We start from the raw sequence: 14,694 nt of genomic DNA, 5'->3' as shown, positions 1-14,694 counted from the left end.
GACTGCGCCATGCGCATGTCGCCGCATCGTTCCCAAGGTTATGTGCGGGCGGACGTGTCTGCCACCCTGTTCCTGTCTGAACCCGAAGAGTACGACGGTGGCGAGTTGACGATCGAAGACACCTTCGGCACACATGGCGTGAAGCTCAAGGCGGGCAGCCTGGTGTTGTATCCCTCCACCTCCATCCACGCGGTCACCCCCGTGACGCGCGGGCAGCGCCAGGCCTGTTTCATGTTCATCCAGAGCATGGTGCGAGACGATGGTCAGAGGCGCCTGTTGTATGACATGGACATGGCGCTGCTGCAGTTGCGCCAGGAAGTGGGAGAGGCCGATGCCGTGGTGCGGTTGACCGGTACGTATCACAACCTGCTGCGCAGGTGGGCGGACAGTTGATGAGCACCATGCAAGGCGCCGAGTGCGTGGCCGATTACCAGCGTGCCGCGCAGGCTCGCCTGGACGAGCGTGTCTGGGCCTATTTGCAAGATGGTGATGCTGATGGGGAGGATGCTGCAGGCGCCTCGGTGTCGGCCAGCGTTAGGTTGATGCCTCGCCCTTTGACGCGCGTGACCGGTGGACATACGCGCCTGAGCCTGTTCGGGCAGTCGCTGGCGCACCCTTTCCTGACGGCACCTGTGGCCTATCAGCGCCTGTTTCATGCACATGGCGAGCTGGCGTCAGCGCTGGCTGCGAGTGCGCAAGGCGGGCAGCAGATCATCAGCAGCCTGGCCAGCCACACCTTCGCGGACATCGTGCAGGCGGCAGGCGAGGGTGGCGGGCCCGGGCCCTGGTTCCAGCTGTACTGGCAGCAGGACCGCGCGCACACCCTGCGCTTGTTGCGCCGGGCCGAAGAGGCGGGCTGCACGGCGGTGGTGTTCACCGTGGACGCCCCGATCAAGCTGGCGACGATGAGCTTGCCGGCTGATATCCAGGCTGTGAATCTGGAGCCCACCCTTGCTGGCGCAGATGCGCCGCGGCGTGACGGTGACAGCCGCGTGTTCGACGGCTGGATGGCGCAGGCACCTGATTGGGCCGATCTGGCCTGGTTGCGTGCTCAGACATCGCTGCCCTTGCTGATCAAGGGCATCCTGCACCCGGATGACGCCTGGCAGGCCGTGGAAGCCGGGTGCGATGGCATCGTGGTGTCCAGCCACGGTGGCCGCGTTCTGCGCGGGGCAGCTTCCAGCTGGACCTGCCTGCCGGCGGTGTTGCGGCGAACGGAGGGGCGTGTGCCTGTTTTGCTGGACAGCGGCATCCGAAGTGGCCAGGACGCGTTTGCTGCACTGGCCATGGGCGCCACCGCCGTGCTGGTGGGGCGGCCTTACGTCTGGGGGCTGGCGGCCAATGGCGCCATGGGGGTGGCCCATGTGATCCGCCTCTTGCGCGACGAACTGGAAATGACCATGGCCCTGACGGGATGCCGCATGCTATCTGATATCGGGCCGGATCGTCTGGCCTGATTCATCTGATTCGCCTGAGCAACTTGCGTCAGGCGCCGGACATGGCAAACCAATCCGGATGCTGGCTCTTGTAAACACGCAACCACATCATCGCGGCAGGGGTCTGCGCCCGCGATCCCAGCAGCATGGCCTCATCCAGCTCCGAACCGGGCGCACCGGCCAGTGCCAGGCCTGTGGTGGCCAGTCCGGCCCAGTCGATTTCAGGCATGCCCTGATGCACCTCCGAGGGCAAGGCCGCAGCGGCCTCTGTCAGAAGGCGCAATTGCCGCGTGACCTCGTGCCGCGTCAGGCGCGAGGCCAGCAACTCGGTATCCAGCAGGCCCTCCGTCAGCGTCAGCACGGCCACGCCCGCTTCTTCGATGGTCTTGAGCAGCGCAGCGGCGTACATCGTCATGGCAAAGGCTCGAAGAGGTTCAATGGGGTTGAATGGACTGGGTGTTGAGCAGGTCATTGGTAGACCAGGCGAACTCCACCCAGGCGGCTGCCAGGTCGGCCGTGATGGCGCGCAGGTAGTCGCTGTCAGGCCTGTGCTCCGACTGGAAGTTCGACAAGGCACACGATCCGGCGTTGAAGGCGAGGGCGTCGTCCACGAAGGATTTGCTGAAGCCCGAGAAGGCCTTCAGCACCTTGGGTGTGAGTTCGGTCTGGCCACTGGGGCCCAGGTCGGTGGCGAACATGTCCAGGCTGGAGAGCTGTTCGAGTGCTCGGCTGTAGGTCTGTTCGACCGTGGCCAGTACCGCGCGCTGCGTGACACGGTCTCTGTCCTGACGGGACAGCATCTGATTGACATGCTGGCGGTAGCGAGGCAGGGCCTGCTGACGCTCTGCCTCCACCCATTGATGAAAGCGTGACAGCGCTTCTTCCAGATGCTGCGCGGGCTGCACCGTGCTTTGGCGCACCGGGCGCAGAAAGTCCGAAAGGCGGGCGACGGACTCCAGCGCACCTTCCATGTGACCTGCGGCTTGTCGCGCGGTTTCCGTGCCGCCAAAGAAAAGGCGTGAGCCCCAGTGCGGGCGTCTCAGGATGGGCGAGGCTTGTGGCGGGAAGGTGGAGGGATCCTGGCGGTCGAGTTCGCTGCAGGTCCAGGCGTCCTGGGCCCAGTCCTTGGTGACGACGGTGTCACCCTGGGCCTCGGGGCCGAACAACTGGCCGAACTGGCTGGCAACCAGCATGGGCATGCTGCGCTCGAAGTGAGGGCGGGCATCAGGCGGGATGGCATGGAAGCCTGCCAGGGCAGCACCATGTTCATCGCTCGCATCCCAGATCTCGCGCAAGACGGCCTGTATGTGCGTGACGAAGGCACTGCCCGAGTGGCCGGCCTCGAGCCAGAAGGGCTTGTTGTAGCGCATGAAGGACTTGGCCTCGCGGGCCATCCAGGTAGAGACCTGGCTCATGGCCTCCACCGTGGCTTCAGGCAACTCAGGCTGAAAGCGGATGCTCTGCAGCATCAGCCTGGGTGGCAAGGCCAGCACCACGCGCTTGGCCTGAAATCGTTTGGCCTGGATGACGTCGGGGGAGTCGTTGAGGTCAACCGACACATGCAGTTCTATGTGGGTGCCGCAATCGATCAGCGACAACACGCGGTGGCCCAACTGGAGTGAGCCGGCAGGCAGTTGTGCCACCAGTGCCTGCACCAGTTGCCCCATGCCGCCCGACAGCCGTCTTGCACCGCCGTGAATGCCATTGACATCCATGGGTTCCGGTGCACGGCTGGCATCGGGCAGGCTGAGCACCTGGCCCGAATCGGGTTGATCAAATGAGCGCAGCCCCAGAGACTCGATCAGTGCGGTGATGCGTGGCTCGGTATCCGGCCAGTACCAGCTCGCGCCCAGATCGACGGTGGCCCCTCCGGCAGGATCCACATCGCTGAGGATGCGTCCGCCTGCACGTGTTCGTGCATCAAACACGGCCACGCTCAAGCCTCTTGCCAGGAGTTGCCTGGCCAGCGTCAGCCCGGTCAGGCCGGCGCCCACAATGGCGACGTCAATCATGTTGTGCCTCCGGTTGGACAGGCGATCTTCATGGTGAACCGGGCGCGAGCCAGGCAGGTGATCAGACGAAGCTCAGCAGCTCGACGGTCACGGGCTCTTCGCCCAGCGTGGCCTGGCAGGCCAGACGAGATTTGGAGCCAATACCCACGAGCGTGTCAAGCTTTTCGTTTTCGGTTTTCTGGATCTTGGACAGGCTCTTGCGACCTTCCTGCACGAACACGTGACAGGCGCCGCACTGGGCCTTGCCTTCGCACTTGCTCATGATGGCGGCACCGGCGGCCTTGATGGCGGCCAGCAGCGTGGTGCCGGGGGCGGCTTCGGTGGTGATGCCGGCTGGGAGGATGGTCAGTGTGGTCATGGTGTTTCTCCGTTGGTGTGGTCAGGAAAGCGTGAGAGAGGGTGTGGTTCGGATCAGCTGGCGCTCAGCAGCGCAGCGACTTCGGCCAGAGGCAGGTCGATGCGTGTGACGTTGTTTTCTTCCATGAAGCGCGCCTCCATGCGGGTGGGCTCGTTGGGCAGCACGGCCCAGTGACGGTCGCCCGAGCGTTTCATGATCTGGCGGGCAAAACTGCGGGTGAGCTGGTCGTTGAAACGGCAGCCCATGAACAGGAAGCCACGGCCCTTGCGCAGCTCTTGCACCTCGGCGGGGATGGGAGTCTGGATGTCGATTTCGGTCAGGACTTCAACGTAGTCGGAGTCCGACACCAGGTAGTTGCTGGCCGGCGAGCGGCCACCGATGGGGCGGTACACCAGTGACTTCCAGGCGGGTGAGAAGCTTTCAGCGAGCTGGCCGTCTGCATCGTAGAAGGCCGTCCAGGTGCCGAAGTGCTCGGACTGCGACAGGCCTTGCACCTGCCCCCAGTCCTTGGCCGGGCGTTGGGCGGCATAGGCCTTGATGAGCGTGTCGTCGTACCAGCTTTCGACCACCAGGGGCGGCGCCAGGCGCGCAATCCAGTCGTGCAAGGGGCTCGCTGGTGGCACGGCCTCAAAGGCGGCGTCCATCTGGTTCACCACGCTCTTGCGGTGCTTGAAGTTTTCGATGTACTGCGCGGCCTGGGTCAGGCGGTTGCGGATCTTGTGCGGCACCGTGACCTTGGCCGTCAACAGCGCGACCAGTGCTTCGGGCGTCGAAGGCACAGGGCAGTCGGGAATCAGGTCCAGCAGGCCTGGGCCGAGGTAGGGTACGACGCGGCCTTCCTTGAGGCCCCCTGTCAGCTCGGGCAGCCACTCGTTGAGGGTGGCGGCCACGAGGGGCTTGGTCTGGGCTTCGATGACGGGCATGAGCAACTCCGTTGCAGTGTCTGGTTGGGTTTCAGGCGGGGTGTGGATCTGTGCGGATCAGTAGATCGCCGCCCCCGCGCCGATGTTGAGCGAGGCGTCCTTGAGCGTCTTGACGATGTACTTGACCTCGTCGTCATCAAGGTGGGTGTGAAAGGGCAGAGTCAGGGAGCGATCGGCGATGCGCTCCGTGTTGGGCAGCAAGCCGCGGTGCCAGCCGCTTTGCTGGTAGTGGAACTGCTGGTGCAAGGGCACGCAGTAGATGGCGCACTCCACCGAGTTGGCGTCCATGTCTTCGATGATCTGGTTGCGCGCGCTGCCGGTGAACCGCTTGCCCAGATGGATCTTGTAGAGCATCCAGTGCACCTCGTCGATGTTGTCGGCCAGGTAGGGCGGCTTGATGCCCTCGAAGCTTTGCATCTCCTTGTGATACGCGGCTTCGACCTGTTTGCGCTTCATCAGGATCTCGTCGATGCGCTTGAGCTGGGCCAGGCCCATGGCGGCATCCAGGTCACTCATGCTGGCCTGCCATGGCACGCGGCTGCCCACCGAGACGGAGGAGCGGTCACTGATGCGGCGCTCGCGCAGGTAACCCAGTTCGCTGGCGATGGCGGGGTCGTCGGTGAGGACCATGCCACCTTGACCGCAGCACAATGCCGAAGGCTGCGAGAAGTCGAAGATCGCCACGTCGCCAAAGCTGCCGGTGAGCTTGCCCTGGTACCGCGAGCCAATGGCCTCCGTGCTGTCTTCGATCAGCTTGAGGCCGTGCTTGTCGGCCAGTTCACGCAGGGCTTGCCAATCTGCGGGATGCCCGTTGACGTTGCTGGCCAGGATGGCCTTGGTGCGGGGGCCGATCTTGTCGGCGGCCTTGGCGGCGTCCACGCAGCCCGACCAGTAGTCAATGTCAGCGAGGATGGGGGTGGCGCCCACGATGGTGATGGCGTGCGCGATCTGGTGCCAGGCATAGGCCGAAGTGATGACCTCATCGCCCGCACCGATGCCCAGGACCTTGAGTGCCAGACACAGGCCCAGGGTACCGCTGCCCACTGCCGCTGCATGCTGGCGCCCGACATAGGCAGCCATGGCCTTTTCAAACTCGGTCACCTGGGGCCCTGCCGACAGCTGATTGCCACGCAGGGTCATGACCACGGCTTCGAGTTCGTCCGTGGTGACGTCCGGGTCAGACAGGTAGATCCAGTCGTCTGGGCCTTCTTCCGTTGCGACAACGGCTTCGGTCTGGGTGTCCATGGTGGCGCCTTTCTGGTCGTCAGTTCTGCGTGAGCACAAAGGCCGAGGCCCGTTGCGGCTCGTTGGTCACCGTCCAGCAGTGACCATCGGTCGACATCAGGTAGATGGCCCGGTCCGTGCCAACCTGAACCGCGGGCTGTTCTCCGCGCAGGTCAAACGTGTCGAGCACGAGCGCACGCAAGGGTGCGAAGCGTTCGCGGATGACCGCCGCAGCGGCCCGGACGGTGGGGGACTCGCCCAGGATCGAAGCGGCTTCGGTGAGTTGTTCGGGCGAGATGGTCATGGTCAGACCTCCTCACCCGTGGTGGTGCGCTTGGCTTCCACCGTGATGGGCAGCCGCGTGTCTTCCGGCATGTCGGGCAGGGCCATCTGCCAGCCATTGGCCAGCGTGATCAGGCCGCCCCACATGCCGGGCTTTTCCATCGAGACGATCGGCTCTTCCAGGTCCTTCTTGGGCACATAGAGGGACAGGATGCCGTCGGCGCCCTTGCGGATCATGACTTTCATGCAAATACTCCAGTTGGAAGTTCGGAAGGGCTGGAGACCGAGCTGGTGTGCTCGGCCATGAGGGGAGCGAGTTCCAGCGGCAGGCGCTCCAGTACGGTCTGTATCTGCTGGGCCGTGGTGTGGCCAGACAGGCTGAAACGGATGGCGCACAAGGCGTCCTCACGCGAGACGCCCATGGCCAGCAGGACGGGTGAAGGCTCGTTGCCGGATGCCGAGCACGCCGCACCGGACGAGGCCATCACGCCCATGCGGTCAAGCTTGTTGAGCACCACATCGGCGTGCACGTGGCCAAACCGCAGGTAACAGGTGTTGGGCAGGCGAGGCGAGCTGGCGCCATAGATGACCGTGCCGGGCAATGCCGCGAGCAGACCTTGCTCCAGTGCATCGCGCAGGCGCGCCAGCGCGCTGGTCTGGCTGAGCCAGCCTTCAGGCGAGAGGCTCAGCTTTTCAGCGGCAGCACCCAGGCCGAGGATGCCGGGCAGGTTCTCTGTGCCACCACGGCGGCCGCGTTCCTGTGTGCCCATGAACAGGGCGGGCCAGTTCAGGCCCTGGCGGACGATCAGTGCACCCACGCCTTTGGGCCCATGGAACTTGTGGGCCGACAAGGACACCAGATCGGCACCGGACTTGGCGAAGTCGAAGGGCAGCTTGCCGATCAACTGGGTGGCGTCCACATGCAGCAAAGCGCCCTGTTCGTGCGCGAGACGGGCCAGCTCGCCAATGGGCATCAGTACGCCGGTTTCATTGTTGGCAGCCATGACCGACACCACGGAGACCTCGGGCGTGATCAGGCTTCTGGCCTGGTCGATGTTCAGCGATCCGTCTGCGTTCAGGCCGATCCAGTCGACCGCTGCCAGTTGCCTGTCTCGCAGGTGGCGCGCGAGCTTTTGCACGCCAGCATGCTCGCCAGCGCTGAGCACGATCTTGTGGCGGCCATTGAAGCCCACTGCGCCACGCAAGGCGATGTGGTTGGCCTCGGTGGCACCGCTGGTGAATATCACCTCGGCGGGCTTGCAGTTCAGGAAGCGGGCCACCTGGCTTCTGGCCATCACGAGTGCTTGCTTGGCCTCCTGTCCCATGGCATGCGAGGAGGATGCATTGCCCCATGTCTGGCTCAGGGCCAGCGCGATCGCCCCGACGACACCCGTGGAGGGAGCGGTGGTCGCGTTGTTGTCCAGGTAGATCCAGTCGGGATTCATGCTGTGCTCGTGGTGGGGGGCGTCGAGGGGCAGAAAAGGGCAAAGAGGCGCGTCAGGGCCAGAACACCCGCATGGGGTCCAGGCAGATTTCGTCCAGCAGGGGCTGCAGATGCCTTGATTCGTCGTGCAGCACCCAACGTTCATGCACGTGATCTCTGAAGTAGAGGGCCCATGCGTCTTCAACGGGCTCGACCCAGGCGATCTCGATCACGCCCCCGGTGGGGTCGATGTTGCGCGAGCAGCAGGGGCTGGTGATGATCCAGCCACCTTCTTCCGCGCGCTCGAGTTGAGGCTGAACGTATCGGTAGCGCACGCGGTGACGAAGGGCGCGCTCGATGCGCACCTTGTCCATGTCATGGATGCTGGCCGGGCGTTTGGCCTGGGGCAGTGGCATGGTGTTCATGGCGGGGCCCTCCGATGCGGATGCTTCAGGCGCTGGCCGAGTCAGGCGTGACGTCAACCGGCAGGCGCTGCTGGCCACGCGCCTCGGCCGCCATCTGGTCGAGCTCCATGCACAGCATGATTTCCTCTTCCAGGCAGCCGATCACCAGGCCGTTGAACTCCACCATGTACACGGGTTGATTGGCTTCTTCGTGGTGGCCGACCTGCACGATTTCACCTTCACTGCCGATCTCGACCAGGACTTCATCCGGTGCACGATCAGGGTAGGTGCCATCGTTGAGCAGATCGACCAGCGCCACGACCTGCTGGCCCCATTGGTATTGCGCTTCACGCGGTTCGATCATCATGGTGGATGTCCTTCTATGGGAGTGCTATCGGATGGTCTTGAGCTCCGCAGCCCGATCACCGAGCTGCGAGAGGATGTCTTCCGGGATGTTGTCCAGGGTCATGAGTTCCTTGGCCCGCATGCCCACGCGGTAGCCGTGCTCGGTGAACTCGACGGCGTAGATGTAGAACTGCTGCAGGAAGGTGCCGATCGACACGACATAGCCAATGTCGCCCTTCTTGACCAGCACATCGCCGATGTCCTTGCCGTTGAAGGTGCCGTCGTTACGGATGGTCGATCGGCTAACTACGCGCTCGCCATAGTGGAAGCGCGGCGGATCGGCCACTTCAATCACGTCGTCGTCACGGGCAATGTCAACCATGTTGGACTCCTGTGTCGTTCAGGCGTTGCAGCACCGCGGCGCGGACTTCACTGTCCTCGTCGTGCTGCATGCGTTGCAAGAGATCGGTCGTGGCGCGTTGAGACACTTCCCAACGCACGATGAGGTCTTCGTCGAAGGCCAGGCGGTCAAGCAAGGCCACGGGCAGCCGCTGGGCCACGATGCGCCTGACCTCGGGGGCATCGTCATGCACCATGCGCAGCAGGGCGGGCATCTCGATGCGCTGTGCCACTTCCTGGCGCACCACCGATTCGGGGTCGGCCACGAGCACGGGCAACAGGCCTGCCGTCAGACGCCTTGCCACCCACTGGCGCACGCCGTAGTCCTCGTCGTGCACCATGGCGGGCAGCTTGTCTGCCTCGATACGTTGCGCCACGCGGATGCGGACCTCGCGATGCGGATCGTGGATGAGCTTTTGCAGGCTGCGTTGCGGCAGGCGCAAGGCCAGTTGCAGGCGCACGGTTTCGTCTGGGTCGTCCAGCATGCCGGGCAGATGGAAGACATCTGCATAGCGGGCGGCAATGGCACGCACCTCGAAATAGGGGTGGTGCAACTGCTCCTTGGCCAGCTCGGGATGCCAGCGGAAGAAGCGGTCGATGCGTCGAGCGTAGGCGTCCTGTGCGCAGGCGTAGCCGATTTCACAGCCGCCACCCGCCTTGAGCGGCTGATAGGGGCAGGCGCCGCAGTCAATGGCCTGGCCCTGCCAGTCCACGGCGACGATGTCGCCTGCCGGTGCGCGTGCGGCGGCCATCATGTCGTCCCCCAACCGCGATGGGGCATGCGGCCCTGCGCGCGGGCACGGCTGTCGTAGTCCTCGTCGCTGTCGTCGCCGTCATCGGTGCCGGCCTGTTCGGCGCGGTCCAGCACCACGGCCAGCACAGCACCACCCACGCGATCCTGAGGGTCCAGCCTGCGCAGCTCCTGCAAGGCAGCGCGACCGACTTCGATGTCACCCAGGCGCAGGTTCAGGTAGGCAAAGCCCTTGAGCGTGAACAGGTAGAAGCGCACGGCGGCGTCAAATCGGGCCTGCTCATCGGTGATGGGCGGCAGATCGGCGGCAACCGGGTCGGGGTGACCAGGCACGAGCGCCGCGCGGGCGATGCCCAGGGATTCACGCGCCACTTCACGGGCCTCGCGCAGGCGGTGCCCATAGAAATGGAAGCGATACAGCGCAATCAGCGTGGCAGGATGGTTGGGAGCGAGCAGCCTGGCCTTGAGCAGCAAGGGCTCGGCCCTGGCTCGATCCTGCCTGATCAGGCCGGCCTGAGCGATGAGCGCCTCGACTTCCGCAGGCAGGCCGCGGCCCAGCACCGTGCTGTCGAAGCCCATGTCATCCATGAGCGTTTGGCCGGTGCCAGGGGGAAGGTCGCCGGTCGCGTTCATGTGGGCCTGCCTGTGTCTCGATCAAGCGGTTGTTCGAGGTGTCGAACTGATCTTGATGGAGCCGATGTCGATCCTGGAGACCGAAGGCGGGGCTGAGCTGGCCGCGTCACCGCTGCTGCTGCACGCACAGGGCGCCGCACTGGGGTTCACGAATGTCAGCCCCGACTTTGTCGGTGTATCGGCAAAGTCGACGATCACGCCATCCAACAGGGTGCAGGTGTCTGCAGGCATGAAGACCTTGATCCCGTTGACGTCAGCGACTTCGTCGCCTGCAGCGGGTTGGGCTTCCACCGTGAACTCCGAGTTATAGCCGGAACATCCACCTGGGGTCACGGTGAGGCGAAAGCCTGCCGTGGCGGGCAGACCGGAAAACTTCACCATGCGTCGAATGAACTTCTCGGCAGCGGGGGACACAGTCCAGTTGGGCAACATGATCGCGTCCTTGCTCAAGCTTTGATGATGCAGCCGTCAACCGGGCACACGGCCACGCACTGAGGCGAGTCGAACTGGCCTTCGCACTCGGTGCACTTGTTGGGGTCGATGATGTAGGTGCCGCCCTTTTCGCGGATGGCAACGTTGGGGCACTCGGGTTCGCAAGCGGAGCAGCCGGTGCAGGTGGAGGCGATGATTTTCAGGGCCATGGTGGTTCTCCTTCAGGTCAGGGGTGGGTCAAGCTGCTTCGGATGTGTAGGCGCCTTGACGGATCGAGGCGTCGCCACGTGGTTGGTGCGTGATCTCGCCGCTGGCAATGCGGCTGGCGTAGTCAGCGAACCAGCTCAGGGCTGCCTTCTCGATGAACTCGTGGGCGTATGCGTCCACAGGTTCGATGCCGGCGGCCTTGAGTTCGTCACGCGGGCAGGCGCCGATCTTGGCAACCAGCACGGCGTGGCAGTCGTTGATGGCCTTGACGATGGACGGCAGCTGCTCGTCTTCACCGTAGCCACCCTGGCAGTACAGGTCCACGCGACGGTGGCCGACAAACAAGGCCTGTTCTGCAGAGACTTCGAAGATCTGGAACTCGGTGGCGTGGCCGAAGTGCAGGTTCACGCGGCCATGGCCTTCGGTGGCAACGGCAACCAGCACCTTCATGTCGGGGTCGACTTCGCCCATCTGCGACTTGGCAGCGGCCAGGGCCTCCTGCTTGGCAGCGTGTTGCGACTGACGTTCGATTTCCACCTTGTCCTGGTAGCTCTTGCGCTTGTCCAGGTCATAGACGATTTCCATCTCTTCGATCTTGTCGAGCGTGAACTCTTCGGAGCGGTCTTCGCCGAGCAAGCCAACGGCATCAGCGCGGCACTGACGGCAATGGCGCATCAGATTCGCACCGCCCATGCAGGAGTCCTGCACGGCCTTGAGTTCCTGCGCGGTGGGGCCACGCTGGCCGTTGAGGCCGAAGTAGGTGCCGTGCTCTGGCTCGGAGATCAGCGGCATGATGTTGTGCAGGAAGGCGCCGCGCTTCTTGACTTCGCGGTTCACTTCGATCAGGTGCTCGTCGTTGATGCCGGGGATGAGCACCGAGTTGATCTTGGTGAGCACGCCGCGTGCGGTCAGCATTTCCAGGCCCTTCATCTGCTGTTCATGCAGGATGCGGGCGGCTTCGATGCCGGTCACGCGCTTGTGGTCCCAGAAGATCCAGGGATAGATCTTGGCACCCACTTCAGGATCGACCATGTTGATGGTGATCGTGACGTGGTCGATGTTGTACTTGCAGATTTCGTCGACCAGTGCTGGCAGCGCCAGGCCATTGGTGGACAGGCACAGCTTGATGTCCGGCGCCGATTCCTGCAACATGCGGAACGTGTCGAACGTCTTCTTGGGGTTGGCCAGCGAGTCGCCAGGGCCAGCGACACCCAGCACCGTCATCTGAGGGATCTCGCTGGCCACGGCCAGCACCTTCTTGACGGCCTGCTCTGGCGTGAGCTTCTGTGACACCACGCCGGGGCGCGATTCATTGGAGCAGTCGTACTTGCGGTTGCAGTAGTTGCACTGGATGTTGCAAGCCGGGGCCACGGCCACGTGCATGCGGGCATAGTGGTGGTGGGCTTCTTCGGAATAGCAGGGATGGTTCTTGACCTTGTCCCAGATTTCCTGAGGCATGTCGTCCGGGCCGCCTGAAGAGCCGCAACTGGCCTTGCCTTCTCCGCCGGTGGTACTGCATCCACCTGAAGAGACTGGTTCAACCGGTGCGCCCAGGGGGCGGATCTGACCGATGCCGATGAAGGCCTTCGAAGCGAGTGATGACGATGCGTCCATGAGGTTTCCCCGTCAATGGGCCATTGGCCCGGAATGAAGGGCCATTTGCCATTTCCGTGCCACCCTTTTCATCACGGAAAATCAATGACTTAGCGCATGTTTCGCGTTCTCGTGCCGGGTGTGTGAAGGCTTTGGTACAGGCCTTGTCGCAACCCGCTGTCAGGACCCTGACAAAGCTGACACGTGTCGGGCCACCTGATGGCGAATGCGCCATGGCACGTGTCTTGCGCCGTGGGCCTGGTCGTGTTGCGAGCAGGAGCAGGATATGGGGACCATCACCGTTGCACTCAGTGAACTGGAACCAGTCAGCCGGCCGGGTGGGCCTGGCGCGGCCTTGTCATGGGCGCCGGATCCAGGCGCGTCCATGAGCGAAGAGATCGAGGATCTGGTGGCCCTGCTGCTGGAGCACGCCAGCTACCCTGGGCCGTTGGCGCAGCATCTGGCGCGCGCGCTGGCCGAGGCGAGCATGGGGGCTAATCACTTGTGGGAAGACCTGGGGCTGGGCAGCAGGGACCAGCTCAACGCCTTGATGCAGGAGCACTTCAGCTCGCTCAAGGCACTCAACAGCGGCAACATGCGCTGGAAGAAATTCTTCTACAGGATGCTGTGCGAGCGCGCGGAGATCCTCATCTGCAAGTCACCACATTGCGAGCAGTGCGAGGATCGGCCGATCTGTTTCGAATGAGCCTGCAGTGATCAGGCAAAGTGCGCTTGCACGTCTGCTTTGACCTTCTGTAGCAGGTCGGCCCAATCGCCGGGGTGGTCTTGCCGGTACAGCTTCATGGAGGGGTACCAGGGGCTGTCCTTGCGGTCGATGAACCAGCGCCAGTCGGCGTTGTGAGCCAGCAGCAACCACACCGGGCGGCCCATGCAGGCCGCGACGTGAGCGATGCTGGTGTCCACGGTGATCACGAGATCAAGCGCTTCGCACATCGCCATGGCATCGCTGAAATCATGTTGCTGCGCCGAGAAGTCGGCCAGGCGATGCGTTTGTGTCAGCGTGGCCAGCTCGGCCTTGTCGCTGTCCCTCACGTCCTTGTGCAGGCTGACCCAGTCCACTTCACCGCACAGCAGTTGCGAGAAGGTCTGGAGCGACATGCTGCGTTTGTAGTCATCCAGGTGGCCGGGGTTGCCGCTCCACACCACGCCGACGCGAGGCTTGCCGGTATGGGGAAGCAGGGCCTGCCAGCGAGCGCGCTGTTCGTCCTTGACCGGGGTGAGCCTGGTAGGCGCGGGAATGTTGCTCAGGTCCGTCTGCAGGACCCAGGGCACGCTCATCAAGGGGCAGTAGAAATCGTAGGCGGGCAGGGGGGCGCCACGAGGCACAAGCTGTATGCCAGGGAGCTCGCCCAGCAAGGGCATCAAGGGAGGCTGAATCTCGAAGACGACCTGCGCGCCAAGATCGCGTACGACGGTGGCGTAGCGGCTGAATTGAATGGTGTCGCCCAGCCCCTGCTCGCTGATCAGCAGGATGGTCTTGCCCTGTATGTCCTGTTGCCCCGTCCAGCGTGTGCCGGCGTAGTCGCTCTCTCGCCAGCCGAGGATGTGGGCATGATGCATCCGCCATTCGCTGTGACGCCAGCCGGGTTCGAAAGCTTGAAGGCGCAGGTAGCTGGCCCCCAGGTTCCAGTGCGTATCGGCTGATTGCGGGTTCAGCGCAATGGCCTTTTCCTGACTGTCTCGCGCTTCGTCGTAGCGGCGCAATTCATTCAAGGCGTTGGCCCGGTTGTTGAAGGCCTCGAAGTACTGGGGGTTGAGCGAAATGGCCTTGTCGAAATCCGCCAGGGCCTCTTCATGTCGCCCTTGCTTGACCAGCACGTTGCCCCGGTTGTTGTAGGCGTTGGCGTGATCAGGTTGCAGCGAAATGGACTTGCTGTAGTTGAGGATGGCCTGCTCGTGGTCGCCCAGTTCACTGTAGGCGGCGCCCCGGTTGTTGTAGGCGTTGGCGTTGTTGCGGTCGACCTTGAGCGCACGGTCCATCAGCTCCACGGCCCGCTGGGCCTGGCCACTTTGCAGCAGGATCACGCCAGCGAGGTGAAGCGCATCAAAGTGCTTGGGTTGCAGCGCAATGACCTGTTCATAGGCCTGCAGGGCTTCTGCCAGCTGGCCTTTCTGGTGGAAGGCCAGCCCCTGTTGAAACCGGGCCTGAGCCTGCGCGCCAGGCGGCTGCCCGAACATGCCTGCTGTTCGCGGTAAGAAAGGTGAAGTCGGTTTCATCGGTCGGCCTGGTGCTGCGTTCTCGTACCACCCG

At 63.7% G+C, this 14,694-nt stretch carries 20 protein-coding genes; 3 read left to right on the top strand and 17 right to left on the bottom strand.

Annotated features, from left to right (window positions below):
- Both VFW93_RS08375 and VFW93_RS08370 read left to right on the top strand, forming a co-directional pair.
- A partial coding sequence (locus tag VFW93_RS08375; RefSeq protein WP_329693539.1) for a Fe2+-dependent dioxygenase occupies nt 1–393 on the top strand: 393 nt, incomplete at its 5' end.
- Entirely contained in the window at nt 393–1,457 is a 1,065-nt protein-coding gene (locus tag VFW93_RS08370; RefSeq protein ID WP_329693538.1) for an alpha-hydroxy acid oxidase, read from the top strand. The genes VFW93_RS08375 and VFW93_RS08370, both read left to right, overlap by 1 nt.
- A 28-nt stretch (nt 1,458–1,485) precedes the next feature.
- Here the strand turns inward: VFW93_RS08370 and VFW93_RS08365 are convergent, their stop codons facing one another.
- From VFW93_RS08365 to nifB, 16 genes are all read right to left on the bottom strand, one after another.
- Nucleotides 1,486–1,851, bottom strand: a complete 366-nt coding sequence (locus tag VFW93_RS08365; RefSeq protein ID WP_329693537.1) for a hypothetical protein — start codon at nt 1,849–1,851, stop codon at nt 1,486–1,488.
- A 19-nt stretch (nt 1,852–1,870) separates the two neighbouring features.
- Nucleotides 1,871–3,448 carry a flavin monoamine oxidase family protein gene (locus VFW93_RS08360; protein WP_329693536.1) on the bottom strand — a complete coding sequence of 526 codons (1,578 nt, stop codon included), beginning with the start codon at nt 3,446–3,448 and terminating at the stop codon, nt 1,871–1,873.
- A 61-nt stretch (nt 3,449–3,509) separates the two neighbouring features.
- The gene (locus VFW93_RS08355) at nt 3,510–3,806 is read right to left on the bottom strand and encodes a 2Fe-2S iron-sulfur cluster-binding protein (RefSeq protein ID WP_329693535.1); all 297 of its coding nucleotides are present in this window, start codon (nt 3,804–3,806) and stop codon (nt 3,510–3,512) included.
- Nucleotides 3,807–3,859: 53 nt separating this feature from the next.
- Entirely contained in the window at nt 3,860–4,729 is an 870-nt protein-coding gene (locus tag VFW93_RS08350) for an SIR2 family protein (RefSeq protein ID WP_329693534.1), read from the bottom strand.
- Nucleotides 4,730–4,786: 57 nt separating this feature from the next.
- Nucleotides 4,787–5,974, bottom strand: a complete 1,188-nt coding sequence (locus VFW93_RS08345) for a DegT/DnrJ/EryC1/StrS family aminotransferase (RefSeq protein ID WP_329693533.1) — start codon at nt 5,972–5,974, stop codon at nt 4,787–4,789.
- A 19-nt stretch (nt 5,975–5,993) separates the two neighbouring features.
- Entirely contained in the window at nt 5,994–6,257 is a 264-nt protein-coding gene (locus tag VFW93_RS08340) for a hypothetical protein (protein WP_329693532.1), read from the bottom strand.
- A gap of 2 nt (nt 6,258–6,259) precedes the next feature.
- Nucleotides 6,260–6,481 (bottom strand): putative nitrogen fixation protein NifT, encoded by a 222-nt coding sequence (gene nifT / locus VFW93_RS08335; protein ID WP_329693531.1) that lies wholly within the window; start codon nt 6,479–6,481, stop codon nt 6,260–6,262.
- A complete protein-coding gene (locus tag VFW93_RS08330) occupies nt 6,478–7,680 on the bottom strand; it encodes a cysteine desulfurase family protein (protein WP_329693530.1) in 1,203 nt (400 codons plus the stop codon). Before VFW93_RS08330 ends, nifT begins: the two co-directional genes overlap by 4 nt.
- Nucleotides 7,681–7,732: 52 nt before the next feature.
- A complete protein-coding gene (locus tag VFW93_RS08325) occupies nt 7,733–8,083 on the bottom strand; it encodes a DUF3024 domain-containing protein (protein ID WP_329693529.1) in 351 nt (116 codons plus the stop codon).
- A 25-nt stretch (nt 8,084–8,108) separates the two neighbouring features.
- On the bottom strand, nt 8,109–8,429 hold the full coding sequence (locus VFW93_RS08320) for a nitrogen fixation protein NifZ (RefSeq protein WP_329693528.1): 321 nt from the start codon (nt 8,427–8,429) through the stop codon (nt 8,109–8,111).
- Between the two features lie 24 nt (nt 8,430–8,453).
- Nucleotides 8,454–8,789, bottom strand: coding sequence for a nitrogen fixation protein NifZ (locus VFW93_RS08315; protein ID WP_329693527.1), 336 nt, complete (start codon nt 8,787–8,789; stop codon nt 8,454–8,456).
- Nucleotides 8,782–9,558, bottom strand: coding sequence for a 4Fe4S-binding leucine-rich repeat protein (locus VFW93_RS08310; RefSeq protein WP_414639620.1), 777 nt, complete (start codon nt 9,556–9,558; stop codon nt 8,782–8,784). Before VFW93_RS08310 ends, VFW93_RS08315 begins: the two co-directional genes overlap by 8 nt.
- Entirely contained in the window at nt 9,558–10,190 is a 633-nt protein-coding gene (locus VFW93_RS08305) for a hypothetical protein (protein WP_329693525.1), read from the bottom strand. The genes VFW93_RS08310 and VFW93_RS08305 overlap by 1 nt, the downstream gene beginning before the upstream one ends.
- Nucleotides 10,191–10,211: 21 nt before the next feature.
- On the bottom strand, nt 10,212–10,622 hold the full coding sequence (locus VFW93_RS08300) for a HesB/IscA family protein (protein WP_329693524.1): 411 nt from the start codon (nt 10,620–10,622) through the stop codon (nt 10,212–10,214).
- Between the two features lie 14 nt (nt 10,623–10,636).
- Nucleotides 10,637–10,831, bottom strand: coding sequence for a 4Fe-4S binding protein (locus tag VFW93_RS08295; protein WP_329693523.1), 195 nt, complete (start codon nt 10,829–10,831; stop codon nt 10,637–10,639).
- Between the two features lie 28 nt (nt 10,832–10,859).
- Nucleotides 10,860–12,443, bottom strand: coding sequence for a nitrogenase cofactor biosynthesis protein NifB (nifB, locus tag VFW93_RS08290; RefSeq protein ID WP_329693522.1), 1,584 nt, complete (start codon nt 12,441–12,443; stop codon nt 10,860–10,862).
- A gap of 265 nt (nt 12,444–12,708) precedes the next feature.
- Between nifB and VFW93_RS08285 the strand changes: the two genes are divergently transcribed.
- Nucleotides 12,709–13,128, top strand: coding sequence for a nitrogen fixation protein NifQ (locus tag VFW93_RS08285; protein ID WP_329693521.1), 420 nt, complete (start codon nt 12,709–12,711; stop codon nt 13,126–13,128).
- A gap of 11 nt (nt 13,129–13,139) precedes the next feature.
- Here VFW93_RS08285 and VFW93_RS08280 read toward each other — a convergent pair whose 3' ends face one another.
- Nucleotides 13,140–14,621 carry a tetratricopeptide repeat-containing glycosyltransferase family protein gene (locus VFW93_RS08280; protein ID WP_329693520.1) on the bottom strand — a complete coding sequence of 494 codons (1,482 nt, stop codon included), beginning with the start codon at nt 14,619–14,621 and terminating at the stop codon, nt 13,140–13,142.
- Nucleotides 14,622–14,694: the final 73 nt, after the last annotated feature.

Origin of the sequence: Aquabacterium sp. (assembly GCF_036279675.1) — a bacterium.
Taxonomy (GTDB): Bacteria; Pseudomonadota; Gammaproteobacteria; order Burkholderiales; family Burkholderiaceae_C; genus Aquabacterium.
The sequence above is the reverse complement of the archived record's forward strand: the minus strand, read 5'-3'. Positions and strand labels throughout refer to the sequence as shown.

Excerpts from the sequence above, each read along its gene's own strand:
- VFW93_RS08370 (WP_329693538.1), top strand. The coding sequence starts at position 393 with ATGAGCACCATGCAAGGCGCCGAGTGCGTGGCCGATTACCAGCGTGCC.
- VFW93_RS08365 (WP_329693537.1), bottom strand. The coding sequence starts at position 1,851 with ATGACGATGTACGCCGCTGCGCTGCTCAAGACCATCGAAGAAGCGGGC.
- VFW93_RS08360 (WP_329693536.1), bottom strand. The coding sequence starts at position 3,448 with ATGATTGACGTCGCCATTGTGGGCGCCGGCCTGACCGGGCTGACGCTG.
- VFW93_RS08355 (WP_329693535.1), bottom strand. The coding sequence starts at position 3,806 with ATGACCACACTGACCATCCTCCCAGCCGGCATCACCACCGAAGCCGCC.
- VFW93_RS08350 (WP_329693534.1), bottom strand. The coding sequence starts at position 4,729 with ATGCCCGTCATCGAAGCCCAGACCAAGCCCCTCGTGGCCGCCACCCTC.
- VFW93_RS08345 (WP_329693533.1), bottom strand. The coding sequence starts at position 5,974 with ATGGACACCCAGACCGAAGCCGTTGTCGCAACGGAAGAAGGCCCAGAC.
- VFW93_RS08340 (WP_329693532.1), bottom strand. The coding sequence starts at position 6,257 with ATGACCATCTCGCCCGAACAACTCACCGAAGCCGCTTCGATCCTGGGC.
- nifT (WP_329693531.1), bottom strand. The coding sequence starts at position 6,481 with ATGAAAGTCATGATCCGCAAGGGCGCCGACGGCATCCTGTCCCTCTAT.
- VFW93_RS08330 (WP_329693530.1), bottom strand. The coding sequence starts at position 7,680 with ATGAATCCCGACTGGATCTACCTGGACAACAACGCGACCACCGCTCCC.
- VFW93_RS08325 (WP_329693529.1), bottom strand. The coding sequence starts at position 8,083 with ATGAACACCATGCCACTGCCCCAGGCCAAACGCCCGGCCAGCATCCAT.
- VFW93_RS08320 (WP_329693528.1), bottom strand. The coding sequence starts at position 8,429 with ATGATGATCGAACCGCGTGAAGCGCAATACCAATGGGGCCAGCAGGTC.
- VFW93_RS08315 (WP_329693527.1), bottom strand. The coding sequence starts at position 8,789 with ATGGTTGACATTGCCCGTGACGACGACGTGATTGAAGTGGCCGATCCG.
- VFW93_RS08310 (WP_414639620.1), bottom strand. The coding sequence starts at position 9,558 with ATGGCCGCCGCACGCGCACCGGCAGGCGACATCGTCGCCGTGGACTGG.
- VFW93_RS08305 (WP_329693525.1), bottom strand. The coding sequence starts at position 10,190 with ATGAACGCGACCGGCGACCTTCCCCCTGGCACCGGCCAAACGCTCATG.
- VFW93_RS08300 (WP_329693524.1), bottom strand. The coding sequence starts at position 10,622 with ATGTTGCCCAACTGGACTGTGTCCCCCGCTGCCGAGAAGTTCATTCGA.
- VFW93_RS08295 (WP_329693523.1), bottom strand. The coding sequence starts at position 10,831 with ATGGCCCTGAAAATCATCGCCTCCACCTGCACCGGCTGCTCCGCTTGC.
- nifB (WP_329693522.1), bottom strand. The coding sequence starts at position 12,443 with ATGGACGCATCGTCATCACTCGCTTCGAAGGCCTTCATCGGCATCGGT.
- VFW93_RS08285 (WP_329693521.1), top strand. The coding sequence starts at position 12,709 with ATGGGGACCATCACCGTTGCACTCAGTGAACTGGAACCAGTCAGCCGG.
- VFW93_RS08280 (WP_329693520.1), bottom strand. The coding sequence starts at position 14,621 with ATGTTCGGGCAGCCGCCTGGCGCGCAGGCTCAGGCCCGGTTTCAACAG.